This window comes from Acinetobacter sp. A22, assembly GCF_030913345.1.
GTDB lineage: Bacteria > Pseudomonadota > Gammaproteobacteria > Pseudomonadales > Moraxellaceae > Acinetobacter > Acinetobacter junii.
Genome location: NZ_CP133162.1, coordinates 1,905,681 through 1,922,696, shown reverse-complemented (window position 1 = coordinate 1,922,696; position 17,016 = coordinate 1,905,681). Strand labels below are relative to the sequence as shown.

Here is a 17,016-nt window from a genome sequence, read left to right as displayed (position 1 = left end):
GGTAAGCATTAGTTGATTATTCTAATAGACTTAGACTACTTTACCAACGATTCTGTAACTATTCGTCAGAAAAAAATTGCTCTGTCAATAAACTGTCACTACTAAACTTTAGTATTTTTCTGTATAATTTGCCCTCAAATTTAAAGCGTATCGAATTTTACATGTCAGATATTAAAACTCTCCGTAACATTGCCATTATTGCGCACGTCGATCATGGTAAAACGACTCTTGTAGACAAACTTTTACAACAATCAGGTGCTCTTGGTGATCGCGCAGGCGAGATTGAACGTGTTATGGATTCTAACGCGCTTGAGTCTGAACGTGGTATTACCATTCTTGCTAAAAACACTGCAATCAAATGGTTAGATAAGCGTACAGATACTGAATACCGTATCAATATCGTGGATACCCCGGGACACGCAGACTTCGGTGGCGAAGTTGAACGTGTAATGTCGATGGTTGACTGTGTATTGCTTCTTGTTGACTCTCAAGAAGGTCCAATGCCACAAACTCGTTTCGTAACGCAAAAAGCGTTCGCACGTGGTTTGAAGCCAATCGTAATCATCAACAAAGTTGACAAGCCAAGCGCTCGTTGTGACTGGGTTATTGATCAAGTATTCGACTTATTTGATAACTTAGGTGCATCTGATGAGCAATTGGACTTCCCAGTTGTTTATGCTTCTGGTCTTCGTGGTGTGGCTGGTCCATCACCAGAAGAATTAGCAGATGATATGACACCGTTGTTTGAAACGATTGTTGATATCGTAGAACCACCAGCAGTTGATGTTGATGGTCCATTCCAGATGCAGATTTCATCACTTGACTATAACAGCTTCGTCGGTGTTATCGGTGTTGGTCGTATTCAACGTGGTTCTGTAAAATTAAACACTCAAGTCACTGTAATTGATAAGGATGGTAAGACACGTAATGGTCGTATCCTTAAAATCATGGGTTACCACGGTCTAGAGCGTGTTGATGTTGAATCTGCTTCTGCTGGTGATATCGTTTGTATCACAGGTATTGATGCACTCAATATTTCTGACACGATTTGTGATCCGAAAAATGTTGAAGCATTACCTGCATTGTCTGTTGATGAACCTACAGTTTCGATGACGTTCCAAGTGAACAACTCACCATTTGCGGGTAAAGAAGGTAAATTCGTTACTTCACGTAATATCCGTGAACGTCTTGATCGTGAATTGATTCACAACGTTGCATTACGTGTTGAAGATACTGATAGTCCAGACCGTTTCAAAGTTTCAGGTCGTGGTGAACTTCACCTTTCAGTATTGATTGAAAACATGCGTCGTGAAGGCTTTGAAATGGGCGTATCACGTCCACAAGTCATCATGAAAGAAATCGATGGTGAAAAACAAGAGCCATACGAAAACGTAACTTTTGACGTTGAAGAACAGCATCAAGGTTCTGTAATGGAACAAATGGGCTTCCGTAAAGGCGAAATGACCAATATGGAAGTTGACGGTAAAGGTCGTATCCGTATTGAAGCAACTGTACCTTCACGTGGCTTGATTGGTTTCCGTTCTGAATTCTTAACCATGACTTCTGGTACAGGGATCATGACATCAAGCTTCTCGCATTACGGTCCAGCAAAAGCAGGTACTGTTGCGAAACGTCAAAATGGTGTGTTGATTTCTATGGTTCAAGGTACTTGCTTGGGCTATGCATTATTCACACTTCAAGACCGTGGTCGTTTATTCGCTAAACCACAGCTTGAAGTATATGAAGGCATGATCATCGGTATTAACTCTCGTTCAGATGATATGGTTGTTAACCCAACCAAAGCGAAGCAGTTAACCAACGTTCGTGCATCAGGTACTGATGAAGCACTGACTTTAACACCAGCATTGGAATACACGCTAGAACAAGCGCTTGAATTCATTGAAGATGATGAGTTAGTTGAAGTAACACCAAAATCAATTCGTATTCGTAAGCGTTACTTGACTGAAAACGAACGTAAGCGTAATCGCGATAAATAATCTTTTAGCATAGAAGATTTAAAAAAACCGCTAAATTAATTTAGCGGTTTTTTTATTGAAAATGAATTATGACTGATGCATGCTTAAGTTCATATTTTTACTACAATAAAATATGTTGTTAAAGTGTGAAATAACTTTATTTTTTTCAGAATAATATTAAATTATCTATATTATGATGAATAACTGTGCCTATGTAATAAACAATGCAAAAGTAGGTGCGATCATGTCAATTCTGGAGAGTTATAAATGAGTATTATTCAAGAATTTAAAGAATTTGCCATCAAAGGCAATATGATGGATCTTGCCATTGGTGTCATCATTGGTGGTGCATTTGGTAAAATTATTGATTCATTGGTGAAAGATATCATCATGCCACTTATTTCAGTTATTACTGGTGGGGGTGTTGATTTTACGCAGAAGTTTATTGTGCTAGGAGACAATCCAAATAATTTACAGTCTTTAGATCAATTAACGAAAGCAGGTGTCAATGTTTTAACCTATGGTAATTTCTTAACCATCTTTATTAATTTCATTATTTTGGCATGGGTTGTGTTTCTTATGGTGAAAGTAATGAATCGTATGCGTAAACAAAAAGAAGCAGAGCCAGCAGCACCAGCGCCTACACCAGAAGATATTCAGTTGTTACGTGAAATCCGTGATGAATTGAAAAAACAGGGTTAATAGACCTTGATACAGAAAACGGCATTTGATATGCCGTTTTTTTATTGTAGATTGGAATAAAATTAGCTAAAGAACGATAGATGAATAATCGTTTTTACATAGAAAACTTTCTACTTTCATTTTAAGATGCGGAGCGTATTGCTAGGGGATTAACCAACATGAACAGATTATTTGTTTACGGCACACTTTGTCCAAATCGAGAAAATTCGCATATTTTAGGAAATATTGGTGGCGATTGGCAAAAGGCACAAGTACATGGAACTGTGCATGTACTTGATTGGGGGCCTGACAAAGGTCTGCCAGCCATTGTGCTCAATGAAAATGATCCTTTAGTTGATGGCTATCTTTTTAGTACAGAAAAGTTAGAGCAAAACTGGCAAATGTTGGATGATTTCGAAGGCTTCCAATATCAACGCGTTGTTGCACCAGTGATATTAGATTCAGGTGAAAAAGTTGAAGCTTGGACTTATATCATGCAGCCAAAGATTTGAATACTTTACTGGAGGGGCACAGAAATACTTTACTTCGAAGATTATCTCAGCCCATCCATACGAAATTTAATCTCAACTAAGTGAAAGCCAAATTGGCTTTTGATTGGACCATGTAAAATACGTTCGGCTGCAGTAAAAACCAACTTATCAATCACAGGCACAAGCTGTCCTTTTTTTACTTCACCCAGTTCACCACCGCGTTTAGCTGAATTACAGGTTGAATATTGTTTGGCAATTTTGCTGAAATCAGCACCTGACTGAATTCGTTTTTTTAACTGTTCAGCAAGATCTTTATCTTTTACTAAAATATGTCGAACGATTGCGGTTTGCATGAAATTAGTCTCCGTCAAATAGATTTGCAATTAAGCTTTGGTGGATTTTAGAGGCTGACACTGCGGGCAAAATACACTGGCACGTTGACCAAGTTTTAAATTCTCCAGTGTGGTTTCACAGTTCACACACATTTCACCAGCTCGACCATAAGCAAGTAGTGTTTGTTGGAAATATCCATTTTCACCCATTGCATTGGTATAATCGCGTAATGTAGAACCACCTAGCTCAATTGCATGCTTTAGAATGCGTTTTACTTCAATCACTAAGCTTTCAATTTGCACTAAACTCAATGTTGAAGCGGGTTGTGCAGGATGTATACCGACATTGAATAAGCTTTCAGTCGCATAAATATTACCAACACCTACAACATTATGATTATCCATTAAAGCAATTTTGATGCCGACATTCTTTTTTGAGAGTTTTTCAAATAAATAAACTGCGTTAAATGCATCACTTAGCGGTTCTGGCCCTAAGGTATCGATCAATTTTTCTTGATTGTTTTGATCTAACCATAGAATACAACCAAAGCGACGTGGATCATGATAGCGAAGCTGTTGATCTTCGAAGTCGATTACAAGATGATCATGTTTACGCAATTCTTCGTTTGGTTCACATAAACGAAAGCTGCCTGACATACCTAAATGCCATAGCATCTGATCTCGTTCAAATTCAGCCAAAATATATTTAGAACGACGTTTAAGCGCCATTAAACGTTGCCCAATCAGTTTGTTCAAATCATCGGGTATAGGCCAACGTAAACTTGAGTTATAGACCTGTATTGATTGGACTCGTTGTTCTAAGAGTGGGAGTAAACTGGTCTTAGTAGTTTCAACTTCTGGAAGTTCAGGCATATTCAGCTCAAGTTGTTTTCAACAACAATACAATGAGGGTAAATGTTTCATTTACAATTATGCTGATATTTATTTTTAATTGCGAATCATGATGAAAAAATACTTTGATCTTTTTCGCTAAGGTTAAATCTCTAACACAACAATAAAATAATCAAAATTTAGCTTTAAGAAACTATTTCATCATCGCCACACAGAAATAAGGAATACTCATGCCTTCACTAAAAATTAACTTGTTATACGGTTCAGTTGCAATAACTATGGGCATGGCAAGTACCTTTGTATGGTCAGAGGAATCTAGTAATGATCAAATTGAACCTTTACCTGTAATTAAAGTCGAAGCTACTCGTACTGACACGCCTTATATGCAAACACCAGCATCTGTTTATCGAATTGATGCCCCTAAAAATGATCAATCTTTGCAGGTTAATTTAACAGAACTTGTTAAGGGGATTCCGAGCGTTCAATTACGTAATCGGGAAAATTATGCTCAAGACTTGCAGCTATCAATGCGTGGTTTTGGTGCTAGATCGACCTTTGGGGTGCGGGGAATACGTTTATATGTTGATGGAATACCTGCAACGATGCCTGATGGGCAGGGGCAAACTTCTAACATTGATATGAATAGTTTGAGTCATTTAGAGGTTTTGACTGGACCATTTTCTTCACTGTATGGTAATTCATCTGGTGGAGCTGTTCTTGCAACTACTCGAGAGGGGCAGGGTAAAGACTCCATTGAGATGAATTATGCGGGTGGTAGCCATAATAAAAATCGTGCAGGTATCGTGTTACAGGGGGGCGCTAAAAACCAGAACGAACCGAGTTATATCGTCAGCTCCTCTTATTTCGATACCGATGGCTATCGCGACCATAGTGGCGCAAATAAAGTTTTAAGCAATGCCAAGCTGACATGGAATCTCGATGATGGTAGTAAGATCAACTGGGTCACGAACTATGTCAAGATTGATGCAGATGATCCGGGCGGTTTAACCCGTGCTGATTGGGAAAAGAATCCCAAACAGGTTGCTAAAAATGTTCTGGATTACAATGCCCGCAAAACAATTGATCAAACTCAGACAGGTTTGACTTGGTCAAAACCACTCAATGATCAAAATGAACTGTATGCGATGACTTATATTGGGCAACGTCAGGTAACACAATACCAGTCTATTCCAGATACGGTACAGAAGAACCCTAACACACCCTATCAAGCTGGTGGCGTGATCGATTTTAAGCGTGATTATTATGGTGCTGATTTCCGCTGGACAGGAAAAGATTTATTACCTAATACCCAATTCAGTGCGGGTGTTGCGATCGATGCAATGAACGAAGATCGACAAGGCTATCAAAACTTTAATGATGCGGGTGATAAAGGTATAAAAGGTGCTGTGCGCCGTGATGAACGCAATACTTTGTGGAATGTAGATCCTTATCTACAAGCATCTTGGTCTTTTTTACAAACCATGCGTTTAGATACAGGGGTGCGTTATAGCAATGTACATTACAAGTCGAAAGATCATTATATCGTTGGTTTGAACGGCGATAATAGTGGTAAGACAACATACGAAGAGGTATTACCTTCAGTTGCATTAAGCTGGCAAATCATCCCAGAAGTGCTGGCTTACGCGAGCTATGCCAAAGGGTTTGAAACACCGACTTTTACTGAAATGGCTTATCAAACAGATTCAACGAAATCTGGATTTAACTTTGATTTAAAACCAGCAACCAGCGATAACTACGAATTGGGTTTAAAATCACAAAATCAGCTCGGTGATTTTACGGTGGCTGTTTTCCAGAGCAAAACCCAAAATGATATTGTTTCTGCGGGTACTTCTAATGGACGTTCGACATTTAGAAATGCAGCTAAGACTCTTCGTGAAGGAATTGAATTTAGTTGGAATAAAAAGTTATGGAAAGATCTAGAAATCAACACGAGTTATAGTTATTTAGATGCTAAGTTTGATGCTGTCATTCCAGCTATTGGCGCAGTAAAGGCTGTTCAAAAGGGGAACGTCATTCCAGGAATTGCAAAGAACCAAGCTTTTCTTGCTTTAGCGTGGAAACCAGAACAGGGCTTCTATACAGGGATTGATGCCCAATATATGGATAAGGTCTATGTAGATGATATCAATAGTGATACAGCACCAAGTTATACTGTTGCTTCAATTTATACGGGCTATGCATGGAAGTATGCAGATTGGGGCATTAATGGCTTTGCGCGTATAGATAACCTGTTTGATAAAAACTATGCAGGCTCAGTAATTGTAAATGATAGTAATAGCCGTTTCTTTGAACCTGCAGATGGCCGGAACTGGAGTGCTGGTCTAAAAGTCTCTAAACAATTTTAAAATTATAAATATTGGCAGCACTTTTTATGTGCTGCCAATATATGATTACTTTTTAGGTGGTTGAGTTGCTACTGGTGCTGCTTTTTGAGCGGCAATAGCTTGTTCAACTTTTTCCAAAGATTCTTTAGCATTTGGAATATTTTGGGCTGCTAAGGTCTTGAATATTTTTTGAGCTTCAGGAAGATTTTGGTCAACCACATCTCCGTTCGCCATCAAATTCCCAAGAACCATTAACGATGGTGCATATCCTTTAGAGGCTAAAGAGCGAAAGCTGTTCACAGCAACCTGCTGTAGGACAGGATTTTTATTTTTATTTCCCATACCTAGATCGTAGATCGCCTTTAGGTGTATCGCTGGATAATAATTCTTTTGTATCAATGGACGTAGCTGTCGAATCGCCAATTGGTCGTACTCTGGTTTTCCTTGAGCAAATAATATCGTTGCCACCTCTACACCAGCTTCTTCTGAGCCTTGTTTCGCAGCTTTATCTAAATATATTTTATATTTCTGTGTGTCTTTCGTGATTCCAATATTGCTTTTACCATATCGATATATTTGTGCGAGTTCATAACTCGCCTTACCAAATCCTTTATTTGAGGCATCTTGAAAGTATTCAAATGCCTTTTTTTCATCTTTTGCTGTGCCTAAGCCTTGCTGAGTCATAGAGCCAAGATTGTAAATTGCTTGAGCATTACCCGATGCCGCAATTCGCTGAATTTCTTGAAAAGCAGCTGTGTAGTTTTTTGCTTCATAAAGTTGATTTGCTTTAGAAAATATTACATCAGCATTACCTTTTTCTGCAGCAAATACTGAGTTACAGGTTATGGTAATTAAACTAGCAATAAGCAATTTTTTCATCTTCTTTCCTTTTAGTTTGGTCTGCTATCACTCCTTTGCGTAGCAGAAAGCAATCTTTAACCCTAATCATAAATTTATAATCTGAAATGTAAATCTTGATTTTGTATAAGTGTTGAGTGCAATTTATTGGCTTAATTAGAGTATTAATTTCTCTAAATCTAAGAAAAATATAATAACGAGTCTTAATAGAAATAATCTTATTCAAACTCTATGGAGATATTGTGAATTACTCATAAATATTCTTTACATTACGCAAGTTTAGCTTTCTAAGTAGTTACTTATTTTGTTGCAAATCAACAGGAATTGCTGCAATTCGAATTACATTTTTTTAGAAAAACTGATATCTACTCAAAAAGTTAAATTACTGCATGAAGATTTTCGAACTGCTTGAACAGTGTGCTTATCGTCATTCAATAGATTTCATTAAGGAGTTGTAGTAAAGGATAACCATGTTATTACAGCTCCTAAAATGAAAAAGGTTTTTACAATTGTTAACTTGGTCTTGCTACATCACCATTCAAAGCCTCTGGTAAATCTAGGATGTCTAGTCCTAATTCTTCTAAAGCCGTTGGCTTGGCAATCACGAGCGCTAAATAACCATCATTAATATTTACACTATTTACAACTTCAACATCCTTATTTAGTTGTGTTGCTGGAGCAGGTAGATCACCTTTGGCATGAATTAGATGTAACCAGTGTTTAGGTTTAGCTTTAAACCAAAGACGAGCTACAATTTCTTGACCTAAATAACAGCCCTTATCAAAATGTACTCCGTCTCGCTGATGTAATCGTAATTCTTGTGGCTGGAATAAGTGTTCTGTTGTTTTACTAATCCAAGCTTGCCCTGACTTGATCGCTTCAATCTGCCAAGTATAGATATCCGTTTCATTTGAAGAAAATTCTGTTTGGATCCCATGTATCGTTGGAAAAACAGAACCTATTTCTTCTAATTTCATTTTAGAAAAAGCACCAAATTTCTTAATGTGCTTGGCAAACTCTTCAGCTTGATCGTGAGTCGTAACTAGTTCAAAACTTTCTTTATTTAGCTTTTTTATCCACAAACCAAAATGAATTCGTCCTTTTAAATCGCAAATAGCAGTGTAGCGACTTTCATTTAAAGCTAAACGTTCAACATGAACCGTCACCTGACCTTGTAAAAATTTTTGTGCATCAACACCATTTAAACTAAAAGCCGTAAAAGCAAGCTCACTCATTGATCGATCCTAAACTATTTGTTCATCTAAAAACATAAAGACATTTTGCGCCATTTTTTATAAAAATGCAGCCCGAAATTCTCGATAATCGTAGCCAAATAGAAGATTAGAAGTGTCGCTATCGGTTTGAAAACCGCTATGATATTTTTAGTCAATAAAACTATGCATTAAAAATAAAAATTCAACTCATAAGATGAAGGGGAGTCAATAATGGCTAATCATTTGGGGCTTAATCGAGAGCAAATCGCTCGTGCAGCGATGCGAACCGCATTAGAAAATCAACAAGCTGAAGATAGTGTCGAGTTATTTATTCAACATCACCTCGAAGAGATTGAACCTGATTATTGGGAAAAACATTTTGGAACCAGTCAACCCAATTGTTTACAAGTTCTAGAACACTTAGTGCTTGTTCATCAATTTGAAGATGAAGACCTAGAAATAATGGAAATTTTGGATTTTAGCTTACCAGAAGAAGTAACTAACTATGTTATTTGCGTGAGTTTTGATGCTAAAGGTGAAGTGGTTGATATCTCTATGGAAAGTTAGTTTTGTCTTTTCAGGTGGTGTTTAATGGATATTCAAATTAAGAGAATTTATGAGGATTCTAAAAAATCAGATGGGTTGAGGATCCTTGTTGACCGTTTATGGCCAAGAGGAGTATCAAAGGAAAAAGCACATCTTGATTTATGGTTAAAGGAAATAGCACCATCAACACAATTACGTACTGCATTTTGCCATAAAGTAGAAAATTGGTTGGAATTCCAAGATAAGTATTATGAAGAATTGTCTAGGAATCCATGTATTAATGAGTTGGTAAACTTGGCTGAAAAGAATAAGCTAACCCTTATATATGCTGCAAAGGATCCAAACTTGAATCATGCTTTGGTGCTTAAAAATTTTATATTAGCTAAGGAAAAATGAATTTTTATAATTTTAGCAATACTTAAAATGATGTTTTGAAAAAAATTGTCTTTGATTCATAATGGCATTTTGAGTTTCTTTTATGTCTTTGCCAAATTGTCCAAAATGCCAATCAGAATATACTTATCAAGAAGCTGATTTATTTATTTGCCCTGAGTGTGCACACGAGTGGAAAGAGGGTTCTGTTGCCACAAATGAATCAGAAGAAATCATTAAAGATGCAAATGGTAATGTATTGGCTGATGGGGATAGTGTTACTGTTATTAAAGATTTAAAAATAAAAGGTTCGTCTTCTGTTGTAAAAGTCGGTACAAAAGTAAAAACGATTCGTTTAGTTCACGGTGCAAGTGATGGTCATAATATCGATTGTAAAATTGATGGTATAGGCGCTATGAAACTTAAAGCTGAATTTGTAAAGAAAGCGTAGTTTAAGCATAAGAAAAGCAGCAGAAATGTTGCTTTTCTTATAAATTACTAAATGAGAACAAAAAACAATCTTCTATAGTTTTCTACTCAACTATATTGAAATATCAATTTATAAATAACAACTCCGATAAGAGAGGTTCTCATGGCAGGTTGGTTTGAAGTCAGTCAAGCGAATGATGGGCAGTATCGCTTTGTTTTAAAAGCAGGGAATGGTGAGCCCATTCTAAATAGTGAACTTTATAAAACAAAAGCAGCAGCGCTCAATGGTATAGCATCTGTTCAAAAAAATAGTCCAGATGATGGGCGATATGAGCGAGTGGTCGCAAAAAATGATAAACCTTATTTTAATTTAAAAGCAGCGAATCATCAGGTGATTGGAACTAGCCAATTGTATTCAAGTGAACAATCACGCGATAAAGGGATTGAATCTGTTAAAAATAATGGTTCATCAGAGACCATAAAAGATTTAACTGCCTAAATTTAGAGAATAAAAAAGCCGTTTTAAAAACGGCTTTTTTGCTATCTAAGAATTAACAATTAACCAGCAAGTTTTGTGATTAACTCTTCTTTACTTAGATTGATTGATTCTTCATCACGACGACCTTTATATTCAAAAGTACCAGCGTCTAAGCCTTTTTCACCGATTACAATACGATGAGGAATACCCATCAATTCAAGATCAGAGAACTTAACACCAGGGCGTTCATTACGGTCATCTAATAACACGTCATAACCTTGGGCTTGTAATTCAGCATAAAGTGCTTCTGCTGCCTCAAGAGTACGCGGTGACTTATGAGCATTCATTGGAACGATTGCAACTTCGAATGGTGCGATTGCTTGTGGCCAAATAATGCCTTTATCGTCAAAGTTTTGCTCAATTGCTGCAGCAACTACACGTGTGACACCGATACCATAGCAACCCATTGTGACAGTAAATGGTTTCCCATCTTCGCCAAGTACTTTACAACCTAATGCTTCAGAATATTTCGTACCCAGTTGGAAGATGTGACCAACTTCGATCCCTCGTTTAATCTGCAATGTACCTTTACCATCTGGTGATGGATCGCCTTCAACCACATTACGAAGATCATAAACTTCACTATACTTCGCATCTCGTTCCCAGTTTAAGCCAGTAGCATGCTTATCAACTTGGTTAGCACCTGCGATAAAATCAGATAATACAGATGCTGCACGATCAACAATTACGGTTAAGCCTTTTTCTACAAGTCCCTGAGGACCACAGAAGCCAGCTGTTAAACCATTTTGCTTTAATTGTTCTTCTGTAGCAAAGCTCAGAGGCGCTGCAATAAGAGGATGTTTTTCAGCTTTAATCTCATTCAGTTCGTGATCACCGCGTAAGAAAAGTGCAATTACTGGAATATTGCCGTTTTCATCCGCGATACCTTGTACAAGTAGAGCTTTGATCGATTGTTTCGCTTCAGCATTTAAAAAACCACAGACATCTTCAATCGTTTTTTGATTCGGTGTTTCAACGATTTTAAATTCTTGTGTAGCTGCTAAACGCTCACCAACTAACACAGCCTCAGCCATTTCAACGTTAGCTGCGTAATCTGATTCTGTAGAGAAGGCGATGTCGTCTTCACCACTAGATGCCAATACATGAAACTCATGCGATGCAGAACCACCAATCGAGCCTGTATCAGCCTGAACTGGGCGGAAGTCCAATCCTAATCGTGTGAAGATACGGCTGTATGTGTCATACATTACGTCGTAAGTTTCTTGAAGAGATTCTTGGTTTGCATGGAAAGAATAAGCATCTTTCATAATGAATTCACGTGAACGCATCACGCCAAAACGAGGACGAATTTCGTCACGGAATTTGGTTTGAATCTGGTAGAAATTTAAAGGTAATTGTTTATAACTTTTAAGTTCATTACGCGCTAAATCGGTGATGACTTCTTCATGTGTAGGTCCCAATACAAAGTCATTTGTATGGCGATCTTTGAAACGTAATAATTCAGGTCCGTATTGTTCAAAACGACCAGATTCTTCCCATAGTGCAGCAGGTTGTGTGACTGGCATAAAGACTTCTAATGCACCAGAACGATTCATTTCTTCACGAACAATCGCATCAACTTTCTTTAGAACGCGTGTTCCCATGGGCAACCAAGAGTATAAGCCAGAAGCTAATTTACGAATCATCCCCGCACGTAACATAAGCTGATGAGAAATAACTTCAGCATCATTTGGGGTTTCTCTTAACGTTGCAAATAAAAAGCGGCTTGCGCGCATGGAAACTATCCTAGGGTTAAATGTTGTCTAAAAATTAGTTTACAAAAAGGACTTTTAAGATGTCTATTTTGAATTGAGCGCATTATGACATGAATCATTCAATTTCGGAAAAGTTAGCACATCCAATTCAAGCGAAAGTTGTATAGAGGGGGAGGTAATTATTGATTACGAGATGCTTCATCTTGTTCTAATTTATTTAAGCGACGAATGATCTCAGCATAATCTGACTCAGTTTTATGATAGCTATTACGTAAACTTTCAACAGTGTTTTTTACATTATCAATATTTTGAGCATTATTGGCTAAATTGTTTTTGAGTGATGCTGGAATTGATTCTCCTTTGCGATGATAATCCATTTCTTGACGCTTGAAGCCGATCTTATCGCGTTGTAACTGTTGTAATTGGTTCTGCTGATAATTCAACTGCTTTTTAATGTTTGCTAACATTTGATCGCGTTTTATTGCTGCAATTTTTGCACTTCCATAGGCACGTTTGAGCTTTAAATCTTTTTCTCGTTGTCTAGCTAAAGCTTCACGATGAGATGCTTGTTGAACATCTTTATTCGCATTATATGGTTGATTTCGTTTGATCACTTGCATGTTACGATCGAGTGCTTCATACCCATAACGAATATGCTCTGGTGTCACAGAAGTACTAACATTAGCAACACCATTTCTGTCGTAGTAACGATACCATGCTGCTTTGGGTTGATCAGTTGCTGCGAAAGTTGATGTATAAAAAAAACATAAAAAAAATGCGCAAATGTAATTACGAGCAATCGTTGTAAAGTGACGAATGCGGAAACCGCACTTTAACGAACCAGTCATTACATTCCCCGATAAAAAGTTAATTAAATCACTTATTTTTAAAAAATAATCTGTAGTATATTAGTAGCTATTTATACAATTAAAAATACTTCTTATGCAAAAAAAATAGGAATTTGATGAAAAGTGTGAACTGCTTGGTATTGTTTTGAAAAACTGATAATTTGGTTCAAAAAACTTCATTGATAATGCAAGTAAAGATATGTTAAAAATATCAAATAGTCTGTATAAAACAAATTAAACAACCATAATTTGTATTGAGTGAATGGGGCAGGACAATAAATGGAAGATAAATTTCAAAATTTAAAAGTAATGGTGATTGACGATTCTAAAACGATTCGACGTACAGCTGAGACACTGTTACAACGCGAAGGTTGTGAGGTGATTACAGCTGTCGATGGTTTTGAAGCATTATCGAAAATTGCGGAAGCAAATCCTGATATCGTATTTGTCGATATTATGATGCCTCGTCTAGATGGTTACCAAACCTGTGCATTAATTAAAAACTCTCTAAATTATCAAAATATTCCAGTAATCATGTTATCAAGCAAAGATGGTTTGTTTGATCAAGCCAAAGGGCGTGTCGTGGGGTCAGATGAATATTTAACTAAGCCATTTAGTAAAGATGAGCTGTTAAGTGCGATTCGTAACCACGTAAGCGCATAAAATTTAAAATCGAGGAAAAAATGGCTCGTATACTTATTGTAGATGATTCTCCTACTGAAACGTTTCGTTTTAGAGAAATTTTGACAAAGCACGGTTATGAAGTTTTAGAAGCAACTAATGGTGCTGACGGTGTAACAATGGCACAGGCTGAGTTACCAGACCTTGTGTTAATGGATGTGGTAATGCCAGGGATGAATGGCTTTCAAGCAACACGTCAAATCAGTAAAGGTAAGGATACACAACATATTCCAGTCGTGATTGTAAGTACCAAAGATCAAGCGACAGACAGAGTATGGGGTAAACGTCAAGGTGCTTGTGATTACTTAACTAAGCCTATTGATGAACAGCAACTGATAGATGTGATCAAGCAACTATTAAGTTAATTGTACGAGCCTTTTCAATACTCAATATGGGATAGGTTATGGCTGCAAATGGATTTATCGAATTGCTTCGCTTATCCAAGCGAGGCAATAAACAATACGCTTCAACACAAAATGAAGTCAGTCGTTGGTCTGGTATTGCATTTGAGATGTTAGGGCAATATTTTGTTGCGCCACTTGGGGAAATTTCGGAGGTGATTTATCCACCGAAATATACTCCTGTACCAAATACTCAATCATGGGTGCGTGGTTTGGCAAATATTCGTGGGCGGTTGCTCTCAGTTTCTGATTTAACACATTTTATTTCAGGACAAAGGAGCCAATTTTCACCAACGCAAAAAGTAATTTGTATAAGCCATCAAGATCATTATGTTGGTTTGGTTGTAGACCAAGTTTTGGGGATTCAGCACTTTAATAAAAAGAGTTTTTTTTCTCAAAGTTCTGAACTAGACAATAAGCTCAAAGAGTATTGTCAGGGATACTTCCACCAACATAACCAACAATGGCATGTATTTTTACTGAGTCGGTTGTTGCAAAACCCTCAATACATGAATGCATCAATAAAATTTATAAACTAATTTTTACGCTACGGAACATAAATGCGTATTCAGGGGAGAAGCTGGTATGGGCTTTAAACTTAAAAAGAAAAATGGCAGTGGTAATGATAGTTCTGGTACTAAGAAGAGCAGCGCATTTTTAGAAAAAATACGCACTCAATTAGATCAGTTTTCACGATTATTCGGTGAAACTGAGAAATCTAGACCGATTCTTTATCGAGCTTTAATCGCTTTAGCTCTAGCAGTTATCCTCTTAATTTACCTTTTTGTCAGTGTTCCACGTTCAAACCAATTAACTCGTAGTTTGGGCGAGTTGCGTTTGTTATCGCAGATGATTTCGCGCCAAGCAACAGAGGCAACGGCTTCAGGTACACCTGAAGCGATGAAGAGTTTGGTTGAGTCAGAAAAACGATTTGCTGAGAACTTGGAACTTGTTGAGAATGTTTATGGTAAAGGCTCAACAGAGTACAAAAAAGTAAATGAACTTTGGACTAATGTTTCTAAAAACATTGATTTAATTGCTTCACAACAAAAAGTCATTAATCAGCTTTATGATACGAACATTTCCATCAGTGAAACGATTCCTGAGATTCAGGCTGAGTATAACTTGATGGTTGATCAAATGGTTCGTGAGAACATGCCAAGTAGTCAGGTAATTATCACTAAAAACCAAGTGTTTATTGCAGAACGTATTTTACGTTCAATTAACTCAGTACTAGTAGGTACGGATAACTCTAATATCTCTGCAAATGACTTCGGTGCTGATATTGATACTTTTGGTGTTTACTTAAATGCTCAATTAAATGGTAGTGCTGAACTTGGTGTAGATCGTATCGAATCACCTGATTTACGTGAATCTGTGGATAGCATTAAATCTGATTATGATGCTGTTCTAAAATCAGCTGCAGAAACAGTATTACAGAATGCCAATCAAATCGTTCGTGTTCGTCAAGCTTCATCTCAAATTTTCTCTCAGTCAGATGCCTTACTTGGGTCATTAAATGCATTATCTGATAAAGCAGAGGGTGGTTGGGGTAATGTTGTTGCAGGTATCGTATTAATTGGTGCTTTGGGACTATTGGTTTTCTCTGCGTTACAATTACTCGCATTACGTAGTAATACTGATAAAGAGCGTGTAACTCGTTTACAAGATGAATATGACCGTAACCAAAATGCGATTCTACGTTTACTTGATGAGATTGCCGACTTAGCTGACGGTGACTTACGTTCTTATGCAACAGTATCAGAAGACTTTACGGGTGCGATTGCCGACTCGATTAACTTCGCAATTGATCAGTTACGAGATCTAGTTTCTCGAATCACTGAGACATCTCAAGAAGTTGCACGATACACGCAAGATACACAGAATATTACTAACCAGTTAGCTGAAGCTTCTGAGCACCAAGCACAAGAAATTGCAGGTGCATCTGCTGCAATGAATGAAATGGCATTGTCAATTGACCAAGTATCTGCCAACGCTTCTGAATCTGCTGATGTAGCATTGCGTTCTGTACAAATTGCATCAAACGGGGCAGATGTTGTAAACCGTTCAATCGAAGGTATGGATCATATTCGTGAGCAGATTCAGGAAACCTCTAAACGTATTAAACGTTTGGGTGAATCTTCTCAAGAAATTGGTAACATCGTATCGTTGATTAATGATATTGCCGATCAAACGAACATCTTGGCATTAAACGCAGCAATTCAAGCATCGATGGCTGGTGAAGCTGGTCGTGGTTTCGCGGTAGTTGCGGATGAGGTACAACGTCTAGCTGAACGTTCAGCATCAGCAACTAAACAGATTGAAGGATTGGTAAAAACAATTCAAACAGATACCAATGAAGCCGTAATTTCAATGGAACAAACAACGGCAGAGGTTGTTCGCGGTGCAAACTTGGCAAAAGATGCAGGTATCGCACTTGACGAAATTCAAACGGTATCTGGCGACTTAGCGAAATTGATTGCAAGCATTTCTGATGCCGCAAAACTACAATCTGCTTCAGCAAGTCATATTGCAACTACGATGAACGTCGTTCAAGAAATTACATCTCAAACGACTACTGCAACCTTCGATACAGCTCGTTCTGTTTCTGAATTGGCAAGCATGGCTGAATCATTACGTGAGTCTGTAACTGACTTTAAGTTACCTGAATAAACATTGAGTCAGAGGGTTGCTGAGAATCAACCCTCTGACTGAAATGAAATTTAGAATATCTCGG

The 17,016-nt window shown here is 37.5% G+C and carries 18 protein-coding genes; 12 read left to right on the top strand and 6 right to left on the bottom strand.

The features are described 5' to 3' along the window. The first annotated feature begins 161 nt into the window (after positions 1–161). From typA to Q9Q86_RS09395, 3 genes are all read left to right on the top strand, one after another. A complete protein-coding gene (gene typA / locus Q9Q86_RS09405) occupies positions 162–1,997 on the top strand; it encodes a translational GTPase TypA (protein WP_112986186.1) in 1,836 nt (611 codons plus the stop codon). A 246-nt stretch (positions 1,998–2,243) separates the two neighbouring features. Beyond that, positions 2,244–2,678 carry a large conductance mechanosensitive channel protein MscL gene (gene mscL, locus Q9Q86_RS09400; RefSeq protein ID WP_112986185.1) on the top strand — a complete coding sequence of 145 codons (435 nt, stop codon included), beginning with the start codon at positions 2,244–2,246 and terminating at the stop codon, positions 2,676–2,678. A gap of 158 nt (positions 2,679–2,836) precedes the next feature. Continuing rightward, on the top strand, positions 2,837–3,169 hold the full coding sequence (locus tag Q9Q86_RS09395; RefSeq protein WP_112986184.1) for a gamma-glutamylcyclotransferase family protein: 333 nt from the start codon (positions 2,837–2,839) through the stop codon (positions 3,167–3,169). Positions 3,170–3,210: 41 nt separating this feature from the next. Here the strand turns inward: Q9Q86_RS09395 and Q9Q86_RS09390 are convergent, their stop codons facing one another. Both Q9Q86_RS09390 and mutM read right to left on the bottom strand, forming a co-directional pair. Beyond that, positions 3,211–3,501 carry a peptidylprolyl isomerase gene (locus tag Q9Q86_RS09390; RefSeq protein WP_004908776.1) on the bottom strand — a complete coding sequence of 97 codons (291 nt, stop codon included), beginning with the start codon at positions 3,499–3,501 and terminating at the stop codon, positions 3,211–3,213. A 30-nt stretch (positions 3,502–3,531) separates the two neighbouring features. Continuing rightward, positions 3,532–4,353: a bifunctional DNA-formamidopyrimidine glycosylase/DNA-(apurinic or apyrimidinic site) lyase gene (gene mutM, locus Q9Q86_RS09385; RefSeq protein ID WP_112986183.1), complete on the bottom strand. Its 822-nt coding sequence runs from the start codon at positions 4,351–4,353 to the stop codon at positions 3,532–3,534. 209 nt (positions 4,354–4,562) lie between these two features. Here mutM and Q9Q86_RS09380 point away from each other — a divergent pair, with 209 nt between their 5' ends. Beyond that, positions 4,563–6,698: a TonB-dependent receptor gene (locus Q9Q86_RS09380; protein ID WP_112986182.1), complete on the top strand. Its 2,136-nt coding sequence runs from the start codon at positions 4,563–4,565 to the stop codon at positions 6,696–6,698. 45 nt (positions 6,699–6,743) lie between these two features. Here the strand turns inward: Q9Q86_RS09380 and Q9Q86_RS09375 are convergent, their stop codons facing one another. Beyond that, positions 6,744–7,556 carry a tetratricopeptide repeat protein gene (locus Q9Q86_RS09375; protein WP_112986181.1) on the bottom strand — a complete coding sequence of 271 codons (813 nt, stop codon included), beginning with the start codon at positions 7,554–7,556 and terminating at the stop codon, positions 6,744–6,746. A 491-nt stretch (positions 7,557–8,047) separates the two neighbouring features. Beyond that, positions 8,048–8,770, bottom strand: coding sequence for a folate-binding protein YgfZ (locus Q9Q86_RS09370; protein WP_112986180.1), 723 nt, complete (start codon positions 8,768–8,770; stop codon positions 8,048–8,050). 210 nt (positions 8,771–8,980) lie between these two features. Between Q9Q86_RS09370 and Q9Q86_RS09365 the strand changes: the two genes are divergently transcribed. From Q9Q86_RS09365 to Q9Q86_RS09350, 4 genes are all read left to right on the top strand, one after another. Further along, positions 8,981–9,316 carry a DUF2004 domain-containing protein gene (locus tag Q9Q86_RS09365; RefSeq protein WP_112986179.1) on the top strand — a complete coding sequence of 112 codons (336 nt, stop codon included), beginning with the start codon at positions 8,981–8,983 and terminating at the stop codon, positions 9,314–9,316. Between the two features lie 24 nt (positions 9,317–9,340). Then, on the top strand, positions 9,341–9,691 hold the full coding sequence (locus tag Q9Q86_RS09360) for a DUF488 domain-containing protein (RefSeq protein ID WP_004908749.1): 351 nt from the start codon (positions 9,341–9,343) through the stop codon (positions 9,689–9,691). Between the two features lie 82 nt (positions 9,692–9,773). After that, entirely contained in the window at positions 9,774–10,118 is a 345-nt protein-coding gene (locus tag Q9Q86_RS09355) for a zinc ribbon domain-containing protein YjdM (RefSeq protein WP_004908748.1), read from the top strand. A 141-nt stretch (positions 10,119–10,259) separates the two neighbouring features. Then, positions 10,260–10,595 (top strand): YegP family protein, encoded by a 336-nt coding sequence (locus Q9Q86_RS09350; RefSeq protein WP_112986178.1) that lies wholly within the window; start codon positions 10,260–10,262, stop codon positions 10,593–10,595. A gap of 59 nt (positions 10,596–10,654) precedes the next feature. Here the strand turns inward: Q9Q86_RS09350 and Q9Q86_RS09345 are convergent, their stop codons facing one another. Next, positions 10,655–12,370, bottom strand: coding sequence for a proline--tRNA ligase (locus Q9Q86_RS09345; RefSeq protein ID WP_112986177.1), 1,716 nt, complete (start codon positions 12,368–12,370; stop codon positions 10,655–10,657). 158 nt (positions 12,371–12,528) lie between these two features. Further along, on the bottom strand, positions 12,529–13,197 hold the full coding sequence (locus tag Q9Q86_RS09340) for a hypothetical protein (RefSeq protein ID WP_112986176.1): 669 nt from the start codon (positions 13,195–13,197) through the stop codon (positions 12,529–12,531). Positions 13,198–13,476: 279 nt separating this feature from the next. Here Q9Q86_RS09340 and pilG point away from each other — a divergent pair, with 279 nt between their 5' ends. Genes pilG through Q9Q86_RS09320 form a run of 4 tightly spaced genes read left to right on the top strand, consistent with a single transcriptional unit; the run spans position 13,477 to position 16,952 of the window. Beyond that, positions 13,477–13,860: a twitching motility response regulator PilG gene (gene pilG, locus Q9Q86_RS09335; RefSeq protein WP_004640629.1), complete on the top strand. Its 384-nt coding sequence runs from the start codon at positions 13,477–13,479 to the stop codon at positions 13,858–13,860. Positions 13,861–13,880: 20 nt separating this feature from the next. After that, positions 13,881–14,243, top strand: a complete 363-nt coding sequence (locus Q9Q86_RS09330; protein ID WP_004664659.1) for a PleD family two-component system response regulator — start codon at positions 13,881–13,883, stop codon at positions 14,241–14,243. Positions 14,244–14,281: 38 nt separating this feature from the next. Then, the gene (locus Q9Q86_RS09325; RefSeq protein ID WP_004908738.1) at positions 14,282–14,818 is read left to right on the top strand and encodes a chemotaxis protein CheW; all 537 of its coding nucleotides are present in this window, start codon (positions 14,282–14,284) and stop codon (positions 14,816–14,818) included. 46 nt (positions 14,819–14,864) lie between these two features. After that, on the top strand, positions 14,865–16,952 hold the full coding sequence (locus tag Q9Q86_RS09320) for a methyl-accepting chemotaxis protein (RefSeq protein ID WP_112986175.1): 2,088 nt from the start codon (positions 14,865–14,867) through the stop codon (positions 16,950–16,952). Positions 16,953–17,016: the final 64 nt, after the last annotated feature.

What these genes read in the sequence shown, in the direction of transcription:
- typA (WP_112986186.1), top strand. Translation starts at nt 162, where the DNA reads ATGTCAGATATTAAAACTCTCCGTAACATTGCCATTATTGCGCACGTC.
- mscL (WP_112986185.1), top strand. Translation starts at nt 2,244, where the DNA reads ATGAGTATTATTCAAGAATTTAAAGAATTTGCCATCAAAGGCAATATG.
- Q9Q86_RS09395 (WP_112986184.1), top strand. Translation starts at nt 2,837, where the DNA reads ATGAACAGATTATTTGTTTACGGCACACTTTGTCCAAATCGAGAAAAT.
- Q9Q86_RS09390 (WP_004908776.1), bottom strand. Translation starts at nt 3,501, where the DNA reads ATGCAAACCGCAATCGTTCGACATATTTTAGTAAAAGATAAAGATCTT.
- mutM (WP_112986183.1), bottom strand. Translation starts at nt 4,353, where the DNA reads ATGCCTGAACTTCCAGAAGTTGAAACTACTAAGACCAGTTTACTCCCA.
- Q9Q86_RS09380 (WP_112986182.1), top strand. Translation starts at nt 4,563, where the DNA reads ATGCCTTCACTAAAAATTAACTTGTTATACGGTTCAGTTGCAATAACT.
- Q9Q86_RS09375 (WP_112986181.1), bottom strand. Translation starts at nt 7,556, where the DNA reads ATGAAAAAATTGCTTATTGCTAGTTTAATTACCATAACCTGTAACTCA.
- Q9Q86_RS09370 (WP_112986180.1), bottom strand. Translation starts at nt 8,770, where the DNA reads ATGAGTGAGCTTGCTTTTACGGCTTTTAGTTTAAATGGTGTTGATGCA.
- Q9Q86_RS09365 (WP_112986179.1), top strand. Translation starts at nt 8,981, where the DNA reads ATGGCTAATCATTTGGGGCTTAATCGAGAGCAAATCGCTCGTGCAGCG.
- Q9Q86_RS09360 (WP_004908749.1), top strand. Translation starts at nt 9,341, where the DNA reads ATGGATATTCAAATTAAGAGAATTTATGAGGATTCTAAAAAATCAGAT.
- Q9Q86_RS09355 (WP_004908748.1), top strand. Translation starts at nt 9,774, where the DNA reads ATGTCTTTGCCAAATTGTCCAAAATGCCAATCAGAATATACTTATCAA.
- Q9Q86_RS09350 (WP_112986178.1), top strand. Translation starts at nt 10,260, where the DNA reads ATGGCAGGTTGGTTTGAAGTCAGTCAAGCGAATGATGGGCAGTATCGC.
- Q9Q86_RS09345 (WP_112986177.1), bottom strand. Translation starts at nt 12,370, where the DNA reads ATGCGCGCAAGCCGCTTTTTATTTGCAACGTTAAGAGAAACCCCAAAT.
- Q9Q86_RS09340 (WP_112986176.1), bottom strand. Translation starts at nt 13,197, where the DNA reads ATGACTGGTTCGTTAAAGTGCGGTTTCCGCATTCGTCACTTTACAACG.
- pilG (WP_004640629.1), top strand. Translation starts at nt 13,477, where the DNA reads ATGGAAGATAAATTTCAAAATTTAAAAGTAATGGTGATTGACGATTCT.
- Q9Q86_RS09330 (WP_004664659.1), top strand. Translation starts at nt 13,881, where the DNA reads ATGGCTCGTATACTTATTGTAGATGATTCTCCTACTGAAACGTTTCGT.
- Q9Q86_RS09325 (WP_004908738.1), top strand. Translation starts at nt 14,282, where the DNA reads ATGGCTGCAAATGGATTTATCGAATTGCTTCGCTTATCCAAGCGAGGC.
- Q9Q86_RS09320 (WP_112986175.1), top strand. Translation starts at nt 14,865, where the DNA reads ATGGGCTTTAAACTTAAAAAGAAAAATGGCAGTGGTAATGATAGTTCT.